Origin of the sequence: Massilia sp. UYP32, assembly GCF_050434365.1 — a bacterium.
GTDB lineage: Bacteria > Pseudomonadota > Gammaproteobacteria > Burkholderiales > Burkholderiaceae_D > Telluria > Telluria timonae.
The window spans coordinates 102,400-120,165 of the sequence record NZ_JBNDIK010000005.1 but is presented as its reverse complement, the minus strand read 5'-3'; the positions used below and the strand labels follow the sequence as shown (position 1 = coordinate 120,165).

Genomic DNA, 17,766 nt, shown 5'->3' with positions numbered 1-17,766 from the left:
AGGCTTACCGTGGCTGGCGCTGGACCAGCACGTAGCGCCGGCTCCCGCCCGGGTTCGACAGCAGGCGCAGCGCGACCTTGACCGGACGCATGCGCAGGGTCAGGACGTAGTCGATCGTGGCGTCCAGCACGCTGTTGTCTTCCTGGGCGTCTTCGAAACGCTGCGCCACCATGAAATTGTTCATGCAGGGCGCGACGTTCGTGAACAGGGGCTGGCCCAGCACCCGCTGGGGCGACAGGCCGGCCGCCTGGGATTCGAAGGCGTTGTACAGCGTGACGTTGGTGTCGGCGCCGAAGCCGATGACGCCGAAGTCGAGCGCGTCGAGTTGTTCCGGCGTGCATTGGTCGAGGCGCGCAGCCAGGTCGGGCGCGTCGAACGCGAGGGGCGTAACGGTCATGGTGTCGGAAGCCGCGACGCGGCTATTGAATATGAGAAACAGATGTTGGCATGTGAAAAGGCGCGGTGTCAATCGTGCGCGCCTTCGTCGCGTCACATTTTCGGTTGGTGTGCCGTTCCGACACACCCGGTACTTACAGATCGACCAGGTTGTCGAATCCGCCGAAGAACATGCGCTTGCCGTCGAAGGGCACGCCGCCCGGCTTCATCATGTCGGCCATGCGCGGGTCTTGCATCACTTTTTCCAGCACGGCGTCGCGGTGGCTGCGCGATTCATACACCGCCCAGGCCAGGATGACGGTCTCGCCGTCCTCCAGCTTGACGCTCTGCGGGAACGAGGTGTGTTCGCCCGGCTTGACGTCGTCCGCGATCCATTCGCGGTATTCGAGCGCGCCGTGGTCGCGCCATACGCTGCCCGACAGCTCGGCCTGGGCCCGGTACTGGTCGAGTTTCGATTTGGGAAGGGGAAGAACAAAACCGTCGACATACGCCATGATGATCTGCTATCGAAAAGGTGCCTAAACGTGCGCACCGTTCTCTTCCTGCCCCGAGCCGTCCTGTTGACCGTGCTCGTACCTGACAGGCGTGACTTTCCCGCCTGCCGCTGGAACCGCTCCAGCGGCAGTGCCATGCGTTGCCGCATGACTCGCCTCGGGTAGCGCCGTTCTCACCACGAGGGCGTCGGTGGCGAGCCGTTGCAGATTGATCGCGGCGTTCACATCACGGTCGTGACGGACACCGCAGGCGCAAATCCAATTGCGCTCACCGAGTTTCAACCCGGTGTAATGCGCGCCGCATGTCGAACACAGTTTGCTGGATGGATACCAGCGATCCGCCAGCACCAATAACGTGTCGTAACGTTGCGCCTTGTACTGGAGCTGACGCCGGATCTCGTAAAATCCAACGTCAGCGATCGCACGCGCCAGCCGATGGTTGGCCAGCATGCCGCTCACGTTCAGGTCCTCGATCGCTATCGCTTGGTTTTCGCGGCACAGTCGAGTAGTGAGCTTATGGATGAAATCGGTGCGTACGTGCGTGATGTGCGCATTTAGGCGCGCCAGCGCATGCGCATCCTTTTGTCGGTTGCGCGACACCGGCAAACGTACCCCTTTCGGGATCGCGCCCGTGATCCCGGCACCGGCCTTCGCTGCTTTCAGCTTGCGTGCATGGCGCCGCGAGCGGATGCGCAGGCGCCGCTGGCTTGCACGTAGCGGCCGTGGGGCCGCGATCTTCTCGCCGCTGGACAGAACGGCCGCGGCGCTCACGCCAAGATCGACCCCAACCACGCCATCGCCCTGACGCTGCAGACGGGCCAGTTGCTCCGGTAGCTTGACCTGCACGGCCAGATACCAATGGTCGGCTTCGCGCGATATGCAGGCGCCCATGACCTTGCCGGGAAACCGCAGGACCTCGGCCAGCAAAACCTCTCCAATCTTTGGCAGCACGGCGCATTTGCCCTCAAAACGAATCTTGTCGTTGGCAATATAAAACGCGTCCCGGCAGCGGCCTTTCCGTTTAAACCTCGGTAGATACGCCTTCTTGCCGGCTTGCCGTTGCTCGACGTAGCGACGCCAAGCTCGCTGAAGATGCGCGAAAGGCTGTGCATGCGCATCGCGGTGGATTGTTCGCAACCACGGTTTGCCTTCGGCGTCGAGCCAGTCCGGGTGGGCATACTTGATCCCATTGAACTGCTTTTTCAGTTTCATGGCATCCGGCCGCTGGCCCAGCGCGGTTTGCCGCTGCCACTCGGCCAGCGCCCAGTTCCAGACCTTGCGCGCCGTCCCTGCCGCACGTACGAAATAGTCGCGCTGCTCGGATGTGGCTTCAAGCCGGATGCGATGTGACAGCAACATTGCGCACATCCTTGTTCAATGCAACATCCAACTGGCGGCGATAGTTGCGCAGCCCATCTAAACGACTTGAAAAGCAATGCACGATGGTCATCATGTCTTGCACCATTTCCTGCTCGGGGGACAGGCGCTCCTGATTCAGTACGAGAAGCTCGCAGCCATGCACGTGCGCTATGTGTTCGAACCATTCGTACCCGAAGCGCGTCAGGCGATCCCGATGCGCCAGCACCAGGGTGCGGACCTCGCCTCGCCCGATCGCGTCGGTCAGCTCCAGCAAGCGCGGGCGCTTGAAATTGAGCCCGCCGCCGATCTCTTTAATGAACTCGACATTTGCCAGTCCACGGGCTGTGCAAAATTCTTCCAGAACCCGGCGCTGATTGCGTAAATCAGGCTTTTGCGCAGCGCTAGACACCCTACAGTAAGCGATGATCCGGTATGGCACCGGGCGTGACTGCAAGCCGATCCGCTCAGCAATCTGCGTTTCGCTATAGAGGCGCAGGCCGGTTGGGCTGCGCGCTAATGGAGAGAACGTGCCACAGCGATCCCAGCGTTGCAACGTCTTGGGTGTCACGCCAAGCCGGCGCGCTGCCGCGCCGGTCTTCAGCATCATTTCCATGGTGTTCTCGCATGTACGCTTACGTAGATTCAGACACCATCATTGTGACTAGAGTTCCGCTCCTGTGAGGTGATGCATGAAGTGATGCGTGAGGTGTTGCTGAGAGAGTGTTGCTGAGAAGGTGTTGCTGAGAAGGTGTTGCTGAGAAATTGTGCGAACCGCACCCGTGCCGGCCGTCGGACTGCTGGCCGGGAACTGGTGAGATTACCACATGGATTACCACATGGATTACCACATGGGGTTTTGCGCGGGTGGTGGATTTGACGGCGCTGGCCCGGCCGCTGGCGCAGGGGCCGGCGCCAGCGGCGGACCTACCTGCGGCGCCACCTGCGGCAGAGCCTCGATGGCCGGCCGTTCGTCGAACGGCGAGGCGTCGGGCGGCACTTCCTGGCTGCCGGGCGGGATGTCCAGCGGCTGCTCGACGGGCGCCTGCTCGATGTCGATCGTGCGCGTCTCGCCGGCGTCGATGAATTCAGGGTAGATCCAGTCTTCGCCGTCGTGCACCACGTCCTCGGGCGGGGTGCGTTCCACGGGTGGCGCCTTGGCCAGCGCCGCCCGCATGTAGTCGATCCAGATCGGCATGGCGAGCGTCGAGCCGAACTCGCGCCCGCCCAGCGAACGCGGTTCGTCATAGCCCATCCACGACACCGCCACCACATTGCCCGCATAGCCGGCGAACCAGCCGTCGACGGCGTCGTTGGTGGTGCCGGTCTTGCCGGCCAGGTCTTGCCGGCCCAGCTGTCTGGTGGCCCCGGCGGCGGTGCCGAAGCGGGCCACGTCGCGCAGCATGCTGTCGACCACGAAGGCGTTGCGCGCGGTGATTGCGCGATTGGCTTCGTTCTTCGCTTGGGGCGGCGCGGTCGCGAGGATGACGGCGCCGTTGCCGTCCTGGATGCGCGCGATCAGGTAGGGCTTGACCCGGTAGCCGCCGTTGGCGAACACCGCATAGCCGCCGGCCAGCTGCAGCGGCGTGACGGCGCCGGTGCCGAGCGCCATCGTGTAGTTCTTCGGGTGGCGCGCCAGGTCGAAGCCGAAGTGCTCCAGGTACTGGTGGGCGAAGTCGACCGACACGGCGCGCAGCACGCGCACCGTCGGCACGTTCTTCGATTTCACCAGCGCCTGGCGCAGCGTGACCTCGCCGTCGAACACGCCGTCGTCGTTCTGCGGCGTCCAGGGCGTGTCGAGCGTGGCGCCGGGCAGCTCGATCGGCTCGTCCAGGATGCGGGTGGTCGGCGAATAGCCTTTTTCCAGCGCCGCCGAATACACGAAGGGCTTGATGCTCGATCCCGGCTGGCGCCAGGCCTGGGTCACGTGGTTGAACTTCTGCAGGTTGTAGTCGAAGCCGCCCACCAGCGCATGGTAGGCCCCGGTGTCGGCGTCGATCGCGACGAAGGCCGCGGCCACTTGCGGCACCTGGGTGATCGCCCAGTCGCCATCCTTGCCTTTGCTGATGCGGACGATGGCGCCCGGGGTGATCCTGACGTTCTCGCGCGCCTTGGCGGACAAGGCATTGGCCGCGAACTTGAGCCCGGCGCCGCGGATGGCGACTTCTTCGCCCTCCAGTGTATCGACCAGCACTTCCTGCGGGCTCGCCTCGAGCACGACGGCCGGCAGCAGGCCGTCGCTGCCGGGGCGCTTCTGCAGCGCGTCGACGATCGCTTCCTCGCGTTCCTCGGCGTCGAGCGGCAACACGATGCGCGCTTCCGGGCCGCGGTAGCCATGGCGCTGGTCGTAGGCCAGCACGTTGCGCCGCACCGAGTCGTAGGCGGCGTTCTGCTCGGCCGCGAGGATGGTGGTGGTGACGGTGATGCCGCGCGTGTACGAGTCTTCGCCGAACTGCTGGTAGACGGCCTGGCGCGCCAGCTCGGCCACGTATTCGGCGCGGGTGTCGAAGGACTGGCCGGCGTCGTGCTTGACGCGCAGCGGTTCGGCCAGGGCCTGGCGGTACCGGGCTTCATCGATCTCGCCCAGTTCCAGCAGGCGCTTGAGGATGGCGTACTGGCGCGCCTGCGCGCGCTTGGGATTGGACACCGGATTGGTGCGCGCCGGGTTCTGGGGCAGGCCGGCCAGCATCGCGGTCTCGGCCAGCGTGAGCTGGTCGAGCGTCTTGCCGAAATAGCTGCGCGCCGCGCTCGAGAAGCCATACGAGCGCTGGCCCAGGTAGATCTGGTTCATGTACAGCTCGAGGATCTGGTCCTTGGTGAGCGAGTCCTCGATCTTGTAGGCCAGCGCGATCTCGGTGAGCTTGCGCGCGATGGTCTTCTCGTTGGTGAGGAAGAAGTTGCGCGCCACCTGCATCGTGATGGTCGACGCGCCTTGCCGGAAGCCGCCGCGCAGGTTGGCGCGCGCCGCGCCCAGCGCGCGGATGAAGTCGATGCCGCCGTGTTCATAGAAACGCGTGTCCTCGATCGCCAGCACGGCGGTCTTCATCATGGGAGGGATCTTCGCGATCGGCACGAAGTCGCGGTGCTCGACGCCGAACTGGCCGATCAGCACATTGTCGGCCGTGTAGATGCGCAGCGGGATCTTGGGACGGTAGTCGGTCACGGCGTCGATCGGCGGCACCTTGGGCAGGATCGCCGTCGTCACGTAGACCACGGCGCCGGCGCCGACCAGCAGCACGGTTGCCAGCACGATCAGGATGAACGCACGAAGGTGTTTCATGCGGATTGGGTGTCCGGACTTCTTGTCGGTGTCGCTCACTGCCTTACTCTCGCTATTGCGCCATATTTACGGCCATGAGCGGGCGATTATAATCGCTTTCAATCGGCGCTTTCTTTCCGTTCGTGCATGTGCGATATTCTCGCTTTGGTCCGCCGCCGGCATGGCGGGCCGCATCCGTAACGAAGGAATTCCATGCCATTCGACTCGAAACCGGTGGGCTTCAAGCCCTACATCCCCGCCACCGCCCAGCTGCCCGAGATGACCCCGCGCGCCCTGATCATGGGCGTCATCCTGGGCATGATCTTCGGCGCGTCCTCGCTCTACCTGGTGCTGAAAGTGGGCCTGACGGTCAGCGCATCGATCCCGGTGGCGGTGATCGCGATCACCCTGTTCGGCATGGCGAAGAAGCTCGGCGCGCGCGAATCGACGATCCTCGAGAACAGCGTGGCCCAGACCGCCGGTTCGGCCGGCGAATCGCTGGCCTTCGGCCTGGGCGTGACCATGCCGGCCATCATGATCCTCGGTTTCGACCTCGAGATCTCGCGCGTGATGCTGGTCGGCGTGCTGGGCGGCCTGCTCGGCATCCTGATGATGATCCCGCTGCGCCGCACGCTGATCGTCGACCAGCACCGCGAACTGAAATACCCGGAAGGCACGGCCTGCGCCGAGGTGCTCAAGGCCGCCGCCACCGACGTCTCGCGCGAGGCTGCCGGCGAAGTGCGCGATTCGGCGAGCGCGGAAGGCAGCGAGGCCATGAAGACGGCGAAGCGGCGCGCGATGCTGATCTTCGGCGGCTTCGGCATCGGCATCCTGTATAAGACCCTGAGCGTGTCGTTCAAGGGCTGGCGCGACACCATCAACTTCGAGTTCGGCGCGCCGCTCAAGACCGGCAGCATCGGCGCCGAAGTCTCGCCCGAACTGGTGGGCGTCGGCTACATCATCGGCCCGCGCATCGCCTACACGATGGCGGCCGGCGGCGTGCTGGCCTCGCTCCTGCTGGTCCCGATGATCAAGTTCTTCGGCGAGCTGGCGACCGTGCCGCTGTCGCCAGCCACGATCCCGATCCGCGACATGACGGGCGACGACATCCGCGCCTCGTACATCCTGTATATCGGCGCCGGCGCGGTGGCGGCCGGCGGCCTGATCTCGCTGGCGCGCTCGCTGCCGACGATCTGGAACGGCCTGCGCGGCGGCCTGGCGGGCGTGAGGCAGGGTTCGAAAGGCGACGAGTCGCTGCGCACCGACCGCGACATCCCGATGAAGTGGGTGATGATCGGCTGCCTGGCCATCATCGCCATCATCTCGCTGGCCGCGCCGCTGCACATGAACGTGCTGGGCGCGGTGCTGATCCTGGTGTTCGGCTTCCTGTTTGCCACCGTCTCGTCGCGCCTGACCGGCGAGATCGGCTCGTCGTCGAACCCGATCTCGGGCATGGCCGTGGCGACCCTGCTGTTCACCTGCCTGATCTTCCTGGTGATGGGCTGGACCGGCGGCCAGTACTACGTGACCGCGCTGTCGGTCGGCGCCATCGTCTGCATCGCCGCCAGCAATGCCGGCACCACCTCGCAAGACCTCAAGACCGGCTACCTGGTCGGCTCCACGCCGCGCATGCAGCAGTATGCGATCCTGTGCGGCGCCTTCGCCTCGGCGCTGATCCTGGGACCGATCCTGCTCAAGCTGAACGAAGCCGGCACCGTCTACGTGCCGGCGGCGCAGGTGGCGCCCGGCCTCGCGGTCGACGCCTCCAAACTGACCGACACCGCGCAGCTGCAGGGCCCGCAGGCCAAGGACGACCCGAACACCTATAAGGTCTGGCACAAGACGGACACCGTGGGCGGCCCGGCCGGAAAGTACTTCGTCGACGCCGCGGGCAAGGTGGTGTACCTGGTCGACCCGGGCATCAACGGCCACCACAGCACGCGTCCGGACGGCACCGAGGTGAAGAAGTACGATGCGCCGAAGGCGGTCTTGATGTCCTACATCATCAAGGGCATCCTGGACCAGGAACTGCCGTGGACCCTCGTGCTGTTCGGCGTGATGATCGCGATCGTGCTGGAAATGGCGGGCATCGCCTCGCTGGCGTTCTCGGTCGGCGTCTACCTGCCGCTGGTGGCGACCCTGCCGATCGCGATCGGCGGCACCGTGCGCTGGCTGGCCGATCGCCGCAACAACAAGCTGCCGCACAACGCGCATCTCAATGAGGAAGAGCGCCAGGCCGCGGGCGACCGCAGCGCGGGCGTGCTGCTGGCCTCGGGCTATATCGCCGGCGGCGCGCTGGCGGGCATCATCATCGCCATCACGGCCGGCGTGTTCACCGACTTCGACGCCGCGATCGGCGCCTGGGCCCAGGCCTCGAACCCGTTCTTCGCCGGAGAGAGCGCGAACTGGCTCAGCATGATTCCGTATGGCGCCATCGTGCTGCTGCTGTGGTGGGTGGCGCGCGAGAAGGCGAAGAAGGCCTGAACCCGAAACGACAACGCCGGCTTCGCGCCGGCGTTGTGTTGGGTGGTCAGTCGATCAGACGTAGGCCAGGTCGTGTTGGCGGATCGCGCTGTCGATCCAGTCGTCGGCATGGCTGAAGCGGTAGCCGAGTTCTGTTGCGCGGCCGGTGTCGAGCGTCAGCGGCGTGAGCAGGTCGAACGGCGACGGACTGCCCGCGGCGACCTTGCGTGTGCGCGCCGCGACGCCCAGCGCCGCCGCCACGCGGCCATGCAGCTCGTAGGCCGAGAATGCGCCGTCGGACGCCGCGTTTACCGGCCCCGTGAAGTCCTGGGCGCCGGCCCAGACCAGGAAGTCGGCCGCCTCGCGCGCCTCCAGGAAGGAGGTGCGCGCCCTGGCGCTGGTGTACTGCAGCACGGCGCCCTGGCGCACCAGGTCGACATAATGGGCCAGGCGGCCGGTGAAATCGTCCGGTCCTCCCAGCACGTGGCCGAGGCGCGCGCTCACCACCGGCATGCTGCCGGCGCGGTACAGATAAGCCTCGGCCTGCACCTTGCCGGCGACATAGCTGCCCGTCGCGTGCGTCGGATCGTGCCATGGATAGGCGGTATCGATCCGCTGGGCGTCGACATGCAGCGATTCCTCGTCGAAGGCCTGCGACTGCGGTTCCAGCGCGCGGTAGACGTCGATGGTCGAGGTCATGACGTAGCGCCCGACGTTGCCGCCGAAGACGCGGCTCGAGATCGCCGCGTCGAGCGGCGAATAGCACATCTGGTCATAGACGATGTCGAACTTCACGCCGCCAAAGGCGGCGCGCATGGCGTGTTCGTTGCGGCGGTCGACCCGGACGCGCGTGATGCGCGCGCCGAAGGGATCCGGCGCGTAGCCGCGGGTGGCGATGGTGACGTGGTGGCCGGCCCGGACCAGGCGCTGCACCAGCAGCTTGCCGAAAAACCGGGTTCCACCGATCACGAGAATATTCTTGGGCATGGCGCTTCCTTGTGTGATCACCACTATTTTCCTAGCGGCAGTACAATTCATCAAACGAGAAAAAGACAGGTCAATGAATAAGAAAAACTTAGTCATGGAAGCCAAATGAAGGCCTTACGCAGTCTTTCCGGCCTGATCGACTTCGAATGCGCCGCGCGCTGGGGCAGTTTCAAGCTGGCCGCGCACGAGTTGCACAAGACGCCGGCCGCGGTCAGCCTCCAGGTCAAGCAGCTGGAGGAGAGCATCGGCTTCGCGCTGTTCGTGCGGCATCCGCGCCACATCGCGCTCACCGAAAAAGGGCAGGAACTGGCGATCGCCACCGCCCGCATGCTGGGCGAGCTGCGCGCCAAGGTCACCGCCTTGCAGAGCGGCGACGAAGAGGCGGTGCTGCGCATCGCCACCACCCATTCGTTCGCGATCAAGTGGCTGGTGCCGCGCATGCACCGTTTCACGAAACTGTATCCGGAGCTCGACATCCGGCTCGATTCGAACGACGCCCCGGTCGACCTGCAGGCCGACAGCACCGACGTCGCGATCCGCTACGGACCCGTGACCGACGGCGATCCGACGGTGCTGTTCCGCGAGCGGCTGGTGCCGGCCTACAGCCCGGAGCTGCTGGCGCCCGGCCAGGCGGCGCTGACCTTGGCCGACCTCACCGAGCATCGCCTGTTGATCGTGCACTCGCCCGAAGCCTGGCTGCAGCTGCTCAACGAGAACCGGGCGCTCAAGGGGGACTACGATTTCTCGCGCGCCTACAGCCACTGGGGCGTGCTGGTGCAGGCCGCGGTGGCCGGGCAGGGCGTGGCCCTGGTGCCGTACGGGATCGCGTTCCAGGACATCGCTTCCGGCGCGCTGCGCCTGATCCCCTGCCGCAGCGTGCCGTTCGCGAACGGCTACCGCTTTCTCGCCAATCCGCACAAGGAGCACATGCTCAAGGTGCGGCGTTTCCGCGAGTGGATGGTGGCCGAGATGGCGGCCATGAGTGCGCATCTCGACTATCGCTGATCCGAGGCACGCTAAAACTTTCCCGGGCGCAATATGAATTGTAGAGCCTTATTAGGGGATGGACGTTGCGGGGAGGAACATTGGGGAAGGTGATGGACTTTTGTCTCCCTCCAGGAAGACAAACCCGAGCTTTTGGTAAAAAGCCAGGGTGCGTGGATCCGGATCAGCGTCCAGGTACATGCCAAAACTCCCGACGAGCCTGGCTGCCTGTTTCGTCGCGACGAACGCTTCCCTCATGAGTTGCTTGCCATACCCTTTGCCGCTATAGGCCGAGTCGACACCGAACATTACGAGCCGTGTGCATGGAATATGGCGAGGCAAGGAGCCGAGTTGCAAGGACGAGAGTGCGGATACATTGATGGAGTGTTGTACTAACGTTAAAAAACCGACAAATTTTTCCTGGTTGGACTTGTCGGTCAACACGTAAGCAACACTCAGCCCTCTGCTAACCTGGCTCTTTAATGATCCATGTACGAACTTATTAATTGTCGCATTACCGCAATCGAACTTTTTCTGTTCGTGATAAGTTCTATTGGGATCGTACGTTGAAATTGCGATTGTCATTCACGCGCCAAGGCAGGCATGTTCATCAAATCACGCATTGCATCAGTCGGCGAGGCCGGCTGACGAAGTACGGTTGCCAATTTTGCCTGGCCTTGCAAGGTCAGCTCGATATTTGCATGTTCAGAAATGACTCTTCGAGCTTTTTCCATCGCCGGGCCCAGCACGAAGGATGTGAGATCAGTACCGTCCAGCGAAGCTGCAAAGGTCAGCAATTCCTTGGCGCTATCGGTGGTTTTGAGCTCCATGCGAGCACTTTTCAATTGAGCGAAAGCCATTTCACCCTCCTTGGTGTAAGCGAGTGTCTAGCATACGGCTAATAGCCGTACCATGTCAATGCGTTCTTCGGCTCGAAACTTGACCGCGCATGAACCCGCGTACTTTCAGGTATCCCGTGCTCGTACGTGGGAAGGGCGGTCAGCACGCTGTCCGCCCCTATCCCGATTGAAGCAGGACGTTCTTACTTCACGCCGTGCATCAGTTTCTGGATCACCGGCGCCAGCAGCAGCAGCAGCACGCCGCCGCCCAGCAGCGACCAGAAGCCGAAGCTGTAGCCGCCCAGTGCCGACGCGACCGACATGCCGGATTCGCCCGAGACGTGCGAGGCGAAGATGCCCGACAGGTTGTTGCCGATGCCGGTCGACAGGAACCAGCCGCCCATGCCGAGGCCCACCAGGCGGGTCGGGGCCAGCTTGGTCACCATCGACAGGCCGATCGGCGACAGGCACAGCTCACCGATCGACTGGATCACGTAGACCGCGAACAGGGTCCAGAACGGGATCTTGCCGTTGTCGTTGATCAGCTGCGACAGCGCGTACATCAGGAGGCCGAAGGCCAGCGCGTTGAACACCAGGCCGAGACCGAACTTGCGCGGAATCGACGGGTTCGCGTTGCGCTTGCCCAGCATCACCCAGATCGCGGCGATGATCGGCGCGAACACGATGATGGCGACCGAGTTCACCGACTGGAACCAGGCGACCGGGAAGATCCAGCCACCGAAGTCGCGGTCGACGATGTTATCGGCCAGGAAGGTGAACGAGCTGCCGGCCTGCTCGAAGAAGCACCAGAACAGGATGTTGAAGAAGAAGATGATCATCATGGCCCAGGTCTTGTCGCGCGCGACCTTGCCTTCGCGGATGCCTTCCATGACCAGCATCGCGGCCAGGCCGACGAACAGGACGGTCAGGAGGATCTGCAGGTTGTTGGCGCCGGCCTGCAGCAGCAGGTACATGACCGGGATGACGACCAGCGCGCCGACGACCGTGAAGATCAGGCGCTTCGGATTGGCCAGGTCGCCGATCGGCGCGCCGATGCCCTTCAGGGACTTGCGGCCGATGTAGAACCAGACCAGCGAGATCAGCATGCCGATGCCCGAGGCCAGGAACACGATCTTGTACGACGGCATGGCCTGGGTGCCGAACACCTTCTCGGCCAGGATCTGGGTCAGGATCGGCGCGAAGAAGGCGCCGACGTTGATGCCCATGTAGAAGATGGTGAAGCCCGAATCGCGGCGGGTGTCGTTCAGCGCATACAGCTGGCCGACCATGGTCGAGATGTTCGGCTTGAACAGGCCGTTGCCGACGATGATGGTCGCCAGGCCCAGCTTGAAGACGTCATGGTTCGGGATCGAAATCATGAACAGGCCGGCCGCCATGAAGATGGCGCCGACCAGGATCGAACGCTGGTAGCCGATGATGCGGTCGGCGACATAGCCGCCGAAGACGGCGCCGGCATACACCAGCGCGAGGTAGGAACCGTAGGTCAGGTTGGCGTCGGCCTGGCCGGCCGCGTCGCCGCCGTAGAACTGGGCGACGATGTAAAGGACGAGTGCCCAACGAATGCCGTAGAAAGCGAAGCGCTCCCAGAATTCGGTCATGAACAGCATCCACAGCGGTGCTGGATGGCCCATGATCTGCTTGAATTCTGGAAGAGGTCGGCTGGCGGGTGTAGTAGCTGCACCGCTCATGCGGTTCCTCCCGAAAATGTAATGACTGAGTAATAGTTATATGGAGCGATTCGAAGGTCGAACATTCCAATAGGCACGCATTCTAGTGCATATTCTTCATCACAAGAAAACTTTTTCCAGATGTGTTAATACGGTTCGAAGATGGTGCACCGCACTGGGCACGCCTCACGATTTTGGGGCGTGCAGCGAGCACGAATCGCGGCGGTTTGGCGTATATTGCTGTAAAGGCCGTAACGTTTCTAAGAAGAGAAGAGGAAAACCCGACCATGACCCACGACGTAGTCGATACACTCGTTTCACCCGAAAGCCTGCAACTGGTCGATACCCTGATTTCGCCGCAGGGACGGCTGGAAGTCCTGTCGAAGGCCGAAGTGGCCAAGCTGCTCGAGACCGGCAAGGCCGGCCTGTACGATGTCTTCCGCAAATGCGCGCTGGCGGTGCTCAATACCGGCAGCGACATCGACGACGGCAAGGAGCTGCTGGAGCGCTACGCCTCCTTCGACATCAGCATCCTGCAGCGCGAGCGCGGCATCAAGCTCGACATCCGCAACGCGCCGGGCAATGCCTTCGTCGACGGCAAGATGATCCGCGGCATCCACGAGCACCTGTTCTCGGTGCTGCGCGACATCGTGTTCGTCAATTTCGACGTCACCGACAATCCCAAATTCGACCTGACCCGCAGCGAGGGCATCACCGACGCCGTCTTCCACATCCTGCGCAACGCCAACGTGCTGCAGCCGCAGCGCAATCCCAACCTGGTGGTGTGCTGGGGCGGCCACTCGATCAGCCGCATCGAGTACAACTACACCAAGAAGGTCGGCTATGCGCTCGGCCTGCGCGAGATGGACATCTGCACCGGCTGCGGACCGGGCGCCATGAAAGGCCCGATGAAGGGCGCCACCATCGGCCACTCCAAGCAGCGCCTTGGCAGCGGGCGTTACCTGGGCATCTCGGAGCCGGGCATCATCGCGGCCGAGTCGCCGAACCCGATCGTCAACGACCTGGTGATCATGCCGGACATCGAGAAGCGCCTCGAGGCCTTCGTGCGCACCGGCCACGGCATCGTCGTGTTCCCGGGCGGGGCCGGCACCGCCGAAGAGATCCTGTACATCCTGGGCATCCTGCTCCATCCGGACAATGCCGAGATCCCATTCCCGCTGGTGTTCACGGGGCCGGCGTCCGCGCGCGATTACTTCACCCAGATCGATCAATTCATCGGCGTGACCCTGGGCGAACAGGCGCAGCGGCGCTACCAGATCATCATCGACGACCCGGATGCGGTGGCGCGCGCGATGCAGGCCGGCGTGCAAGAGGTGCGCGCCTTCCGCAAGGCGCATAGCGACGCCTATTACTACAATTGGCGGCTCAAGATCGACCACGAGTTCCAGAAACCGTTCAAGCCGACGCACGAGAACATGCGCAACCTCGACCTGCACCGCGGCATCCCGACGCACCTGCTGGCGGCCAATCTGCGCCGCGCCTTCTCGGGCGTGGTGGCGGGGAACGTGAAGGAAGAGGGGATTCGCGCGATCGAGCAGTACGGCAAGTACGAGATTCAAGGAGAGGCCGAGATCATGGGGCCGATGGATGCGCTGCTTGCGTCATTCGTCGAGCAGAGCCGCATGAAATTGCCGGGCAAGGCGTATACGCCTTGCTATACGATCGTGCAGTAACGGTGGCATATCCGTGGGGTGGACGGCTTGCCGTCCACGCGTTCAACCGGCGTCGATTGACCGAGCATCCTTCAAACGATGTTTGAACGCGTGGACGGGAGACCCGTCCACCCCACGACATCGCCACAAACAAAAAAGCCGCCTTTCGGCGGCTTTCATCCATCAGTCTTCCTTGCGCAAGTGCGGGAACAGCAGCACGTCGCGGATATTCGGCGAGTCGGTGATCAGCATCATCAGGCGGTCGATGCCGATGCCGCAGCCGCCGGCCGGCGGCATGCCGTATTCCAGCGCGCGGATGTAGTCGGCGTCGTAGAACATCGCCTCGTCGTCGCCCGCATCCTTGGCGGCCACCTGGGCCAGGAAGCGCGCGGCCTGGTCTTCCGGATCGTTCAGCTCCGAGAAGCCGTTGGCGATCTCGCGGCCCACCATGAACAGCTCGAAACGCTCGGTCACGCCTTCGCGGGTGTCCGAAGCGCGCGCCAGCGGCGAGACTTCGGCCGGATAGTCGACGATGAAGGTCGGCTCCCACAGCAGCGCTTCGGCGGTCTCTTCGAACAGCGCCAGCTGCAGCGCGCCCAGGCCGGCGGTGGCGAACGGCTTGACGCCGAATTTGGTCTTCAGTTCAGTCTTGATGAACTCGGCGTCGTTCAGCTGTTCCGGCGTATAGCCCGGCGCGTACTTGTCGATCGCCTCGACGATGGTCAGGCGCTGGAACGGCTTCGACAGGTCGAGCTCGCGGCCGCCGTAGCTCAGCACCGCGCTGCCCTGGGCATCGATCGCGGCCTGGCGGATCACCTGTTCGGTGAAGTCCATGATCCACTTGTAGTCGGTATAGGCCGCGTAGAATTCCATCATCGTGAATTCCGGGTTGTGACGGACCGACACGCCTTCGTTGCGGAAGTTGCGGTTGATCTCGAACACGCGGTCGAAGCCGCCCACGACCAGGCGCTTCAAGTACAGTTCCGGCGCGATGCGCAGGTACATTTCCATGTCCAGCGCATTGTGGTGGGTGATGAAGGGCTTGGCCGCGGCGCCGCCCGGGATCGGGTGCAGCATCGGGGTCTCGACTTCCATGAAGCCGTTCTTTTCCATGAAGCGGCGCATCGACGACATCGCGGCGGTGCGCGCCTTGAAGGTGCGGCGCGTCTCTTCGTTCATGATCAGGTCGACGTAGCGCTGGCGGTACTTGGTCTCCTGGTCGGCCAGGCCGTGGAATTTGTCCGGCAGCGGGCGGATCGCCTTGGTGATCAGGCGCAGCGCGGTCACCTTGACGGTCAGCTCGTCGGTCTTGGTCTTGAACAGCGTGCCTTCGACGCCCAGGATGTCGCCCAGGTCGTAGCTGCGCAGCGCTTCCATGGCTTCCTCGCCGGCGTTGTCGAGGGCGATGTACACCTGGATGCGGCCCGATGCCGCCGGGCCGGAACTATCCTGCAGGGTGGCGAAGGCGGCTTTCTTGCCCGCTTCGCGGCGCAGCATCATGCGGCCGGCCAGCACGACGGCGACCGGTTCGGCTTCCAGCTCTTCGCGGGTCTTGCCGCCATAGATTTCGACCAGGTCGGCCGCCTTGTGCTGCGGGACGAAATCGTTGGGGAAGGCGACGCCTTTCTCGCGGATCGCACCCAGCTTGGCGCGGCGCTCGGCCATGATCTTGTTTTCGTCGGCCGCCAGCAGTGGAGCCTGTTCTTGGTTTTCGGTGTTCATGTAATTTGATTCTAGTTTTGGTTGGTTCAGGCCAGCAGCGTCTCAACGTCCAGCTGCGTGAAATCGTTGACGACGGCGATCACGTTGTCGAACTCGGCGAAGGCCTGGGCCGGCAGGGTGGTGGTGAGCACCACCGCGCGCATGCCGGCGCGGCGCGCCGCTTCCACGCCCAGCGGCGCGTCCTCGAACACGATGCACCCGGCCGGCATCGTCTCGCAGCGGTCGGCCGCCTTCAGGAAGACGTCCGGATGCGGCTTGCCGCGCGGGACGTCGACCGTGCCGACGACCACCGCGTCGAAGCGGGGGCGCAAGTCCATCTCGTCGAGGATGAAGCGCGCGCTGCCCGGCGAAGCCGAGGTGGCCACCGCCAGTTTCCAGCCGCGGGCGCGGCCGGCCTCGATGAAGGCATCGAAGCCGGGGAGGGTCGCGCGGTGCGGGCCGTACAGCTCGCGGTACAGATCTTCCTTCTCGTGGTTCAGCGTCGCCAGCTCGTCGTCGGTGAGGTCTTCGCGGATGTAGTGGCGCAGGATTTCCTTGCCCTGGCGGCCGGCCGTGTCGCGAAAGAAGGCATCGGGCTCGATGACTTTCCCGCGCCGCGCGAAGAAGGTGATCCACGCCTTGGTGTGGAAGTCCATATTGTCGACGATGGTGCCATCCATGTCGAAGATCAGCGCGCGGGCGGGAGTGGTCATCGGGGCTCTACCTTATTAAACGTTCTGCTTGAGGGATGCGGAGATGAAATCGTCCAGATCGCCGTCGAGCACGTTCTTGGTATTGCCCGTCTCGAAGCCGGTACGCAGGTCCTTGATGCGCGACTGGTCGAGCACATAGGAGCGGATCTGGTGGCCCCAGCCGACGTCGGTCTTGGAGTCTTCCAGTTTCTGCTGCTCGCTCATGCGGTTACGCAGTTCGAGCTCGTACAGCTTCGCACGCAGCATGTCCCAGGCCTCGGCCTTGTTGCGGTGCTGCGAACGGTCATTCTGGCACTGGACCACGATACCCGATGGGGCGTGCGTCAGGCGCACCGCAGAATCGGTCTTGTTGATGTGCTGACCGCCGGCGCCCGATGCGCGGTAGGTGTCGATGCGCACGTCGGCCGGGTTGATCTCGATCTCGATCGAGTCATCCACTTCCGGATACACGAACAGCGAGGTAAACGAGGTATGGCGGCCGTTGGCCGAGTCGAACGGCGACTTGCGCACCAGGCGGTGCACGCCGGTCTCGGTGCGCAGGTGGCCATAGGCATACTCGCCGTCGACCTTGATGGTGGCGGTCTTGATGCCCGCGACCTCGCCCTCGGACTGTTCGAGGATCTCGGCCTTGAAGCCCTTGCGTTCGCAGTAGCGCAGGTATTGACGCAGCAGCATGGAGGCCCAGTCCTGGGCTTCGGTGCCGCCGGCGCCGGCCTGGATGTCGATGAAGCAGTTCGCATGGTCCATCGGATTGCTGAACATGCGGCGGAATTCCATCGCCTCGATGACTTTCTGCACTTCATCGAGGTCGCCCGACACCGCTTCGATGGTGTCGTCGTCGCCTTCTTCGCGCGCCATGTCGAACAGGTCGCGAGCGTCGGCCAGGTCGCCCTTGGCCTTTTCGAGGACGAGGACGACGCCTTCCAGCGCCTTCTTCTCTTTGCCCATTTCCTGGGCTTTCTTCGGGTCGTTCCAGATCGATGGGTCTTCCATCTCCTGGTTGACCTGTTCTAGTTTCTCCGACTTCTTATCGAAGTCAAAGATACCTCCGAAGTTCGGCCTCACGACCGGTCAGGTCGTTCAGCAGGGCGGAAATGGCGTTGATGCGTTCGGCTTCCATGGTCTCGGCAGTCTCATTGGTTGGTTGAATCGAACCGGGGATTATACCTGACGTGGCCGTATGGATTGCCATGGGAGTCGCCGCTGCCGTATC

The 17,766-nt window shown here is 63.6% G+C and carries 15 protein-coding genes; 3 read left to right on the top strand and 12 right to left on the bottom strand.

Going from position 1 to position 17,766, the window contains the following annotated elements:
- Positions 1-4: 4 nt before the first annotated feature.
- From ABIB42_RS05565 to ABIB42_RS05545, 5 genes are all read right to left on the bottom strand, one after another.
- A complete protein-coding gene (locus ABIB42_RS05565; RefSeq protein WP_005670224.1) occupies positions 5-397 on the bottom strand; it encodes a PAS domain-containing protein in 393 nt (130 codons plus the stop codon).
- Between the two features lie 133 nt (positions 398-530).
- On the bottom strand, positions 531-890 hold the full coding sequence (locus ABIB42_RS05560; RefSeq protein ID WP_184237523.1) for a DUF1428 domain-containing protein: 360 nt from the start codon (positions 888-890) through the stop codon (positions 531-533).
- A 24-nt stretch (positions 891-914) separates the two neighbouring features.
- The gene (locus tag ABIB42_RS05555) at positions 915-2,249 is read right to left on the bottom strand and encodes an RNA-guided endonuclease InsQ/TnpB family protein (RefSeq protein WP_429248035.1); all 1,335 of its coding nucleotides are present in this window, start codon (positions 2,247-2,249) and stop codon (positions 915-917) included.
- Positions 2,221-2,862 carry an IS607 family transposase gene (locus ABIB42_RS05550; protein ID WP_005670227.1) on the bottom strand — a complete coding sequence of 214 codons (642 nt, stop codon included), beginning with the start codon at positions 2,860-2,862 and terminating at the stop codon, positions 2,221-2,223. Before ABIB42_RS05550 ends, ABIB42_RS05555 begins: the two co-directional genes overlap by 29 nt.
- A 228-nt stretch (positions 2,863-3,090) precedes the next feature.
- Positions 3,091-5,526: a penicillin-binding protein 1A gene (locus tag ABIB42_RS05545; RefSeq protein WP_429248034.1), complete on the bottom strand. Its 2,436-nt coding sequence runs from the start codon at positions 5,524-5,526 to the stop codon at positions 3,091-3,093.
- A 192-nt stretch (positions 5,527-5,718) separates the two neighbouring features.
- Between ABIB42_RS05545 and ABIB42_RS05540 the strand changes: the two genes are divergently transcribed.
- A complete protein-coding gene (locus tag ABIB42_RS05540; RefSeq protein WP_429248033.1) occupies positions 5,719-7,989 on the top strand; it encodes an OPT family oligopeptide transporter in 2,271 nt (756 codons plus the stop codon).
- A gap of 54 nt (positions 7,990-8,043) precedes the next feature.
- On the opposite strand, the gene ABIB42_RS05535 is transcribed toward ABIB42_RS05540, so the two are convergent.
- A complete protein-coding gene (locus ABIB42_RS05535; protein ID WP_429248032.1) occupies positions 8,044-8,955 on the bottom strand; it encodes an NAD-dependent epimerase/dehydratase family protein in 912 nt (303 codons plus the stop codon).
- A gap of 105 nt (positions 8,956-9,060) precedes the next feature.
- Between ABIB42_RS05535 and ABIB42_RS05530 the strand changes: the two genes are divergently transcribed.
- Positions 9,061-9,960 carry a LysR substrate-binding domain-containing protein gene (locus ABIB42_RS05530; RefSeq protein WP_219863869.1) on the top strand — a complete coding sequence of 300 codons (900 nt, stop codon included), beginning with the start codon at positions 9,061-9,063 and terminating at the stop codon, positions 9,958-9,960.
- A 51-nt stretch (positions 9,961-10,011) separates the two neighbouring features.
- Here the strand turns inward: ABIB42_RS05530 and ABIB42_RS05525 are convergent, their stop codons facing one another.
- From ABIB42_RS05525 to ABIB42_RS05515, 3 genes are all read right to left on the bottom strand, one after another.
- Entirely contained in the window at positions 10,012-10,524 is a 513-nt protein-coding gene (locus ABIB42_RS05525; protein ID WP_429248031.1) for a GNAT family N-acetyltransferase, read from the bottom strand.
- The gene (locus ABIB42_RS05520; RefSeq protein WP_429248030.1) at positions 10,521-10,799 is read right to left on the bottom strand and encodes a DUF1778 domain-containing protein; all 279 of its coding nucleotides are present in this window, start codon (positions 10,797-10,799) and stop codon (positions 10,521-10,523) included. The genes ABIB42_RS05525 and ABIB42_RS05520 overlap by 4 nt, the downstream gene beginning before the upstream one ends.
- A 182-nt stretch (positions 10,800-10,981) precedes the next feature.
- Positions 10,982-12,487: a peptide MFS transporter gene (locus ABIB42_RS05515; RefSeq protein WP_005670232.1), complete on the bottom strand. Its 1,506-nt coding sequence runs from the start codon at positions 12,485-12,487 to the stop codon at positions 10,982-10,984.
- 266 nt (positions 12,488-12,753) lie between these two features.
- On the opposite strand from ABIB42_RS05515, the gene ppnN reads away from it, so the two are divergent.
- Positions 12,754-14,160: a nucleotide 5'-monophosphate nucleosidase PpnN gene (gene ppnN / locus ABIB42_RS05510; RefSeq protein ID WP_005670233.1), complete on the top strand. Its 1,407-nt coding sequence runs from the start codon at positions 12,754-12,756 to the stop codon at positions 14,158-14,160.
- A 162-nt stretch (positions 14,161-14,322) separates the two neighbouring features.
- Here ppnN and lysS read toward each other — a convergent pair whose 3' ends face one another.
- The 3 genes from lysS to prfB form a co-directional block, all read right to left on the bottom strand.
- Positions 14,323-15,861, bottom strand: a complete 1,539-nt coding sequence (lysS, locus tag ABIB42_RS05505) for a lysine--tRNA ligase (RefSeq protein ID WP_005670234.1) — start codon at positions 15,859-15,861, stop codon at positions 14,323-14,325.
- Positions 15,862-15,887: 26 nt separating this feature from the next.
- Positions 15,888-16,553: an HAD family hydrolase gene (locus tag ABIB42_RS05500; RefSeq protein WP_005670235.1), complete on the bottom strand. Its 666-nt coding sequence runs from the start codon at positions 16,551-16,553 to the stop codon at positions 15,888-15,890.
- A gap of 15 nt (positions 16,554-16,568) precedes the next feature.
- A protein-coding gene (gene prfB / locus ABIB42_RS05495; protein ID WP_143054595.1) for a peptide chain release factor 2 occupies positions 16,569-17,673 on the bottom strand; the annotation gives its coding sequence in 2 pieces (ribosomal slippage) (positions 16,569-17,591 and positions 17,593-17,673; 1,104 coding nt in all).
- Positions 17,674-17,766 lie beyond the last annotated feature (93 nt).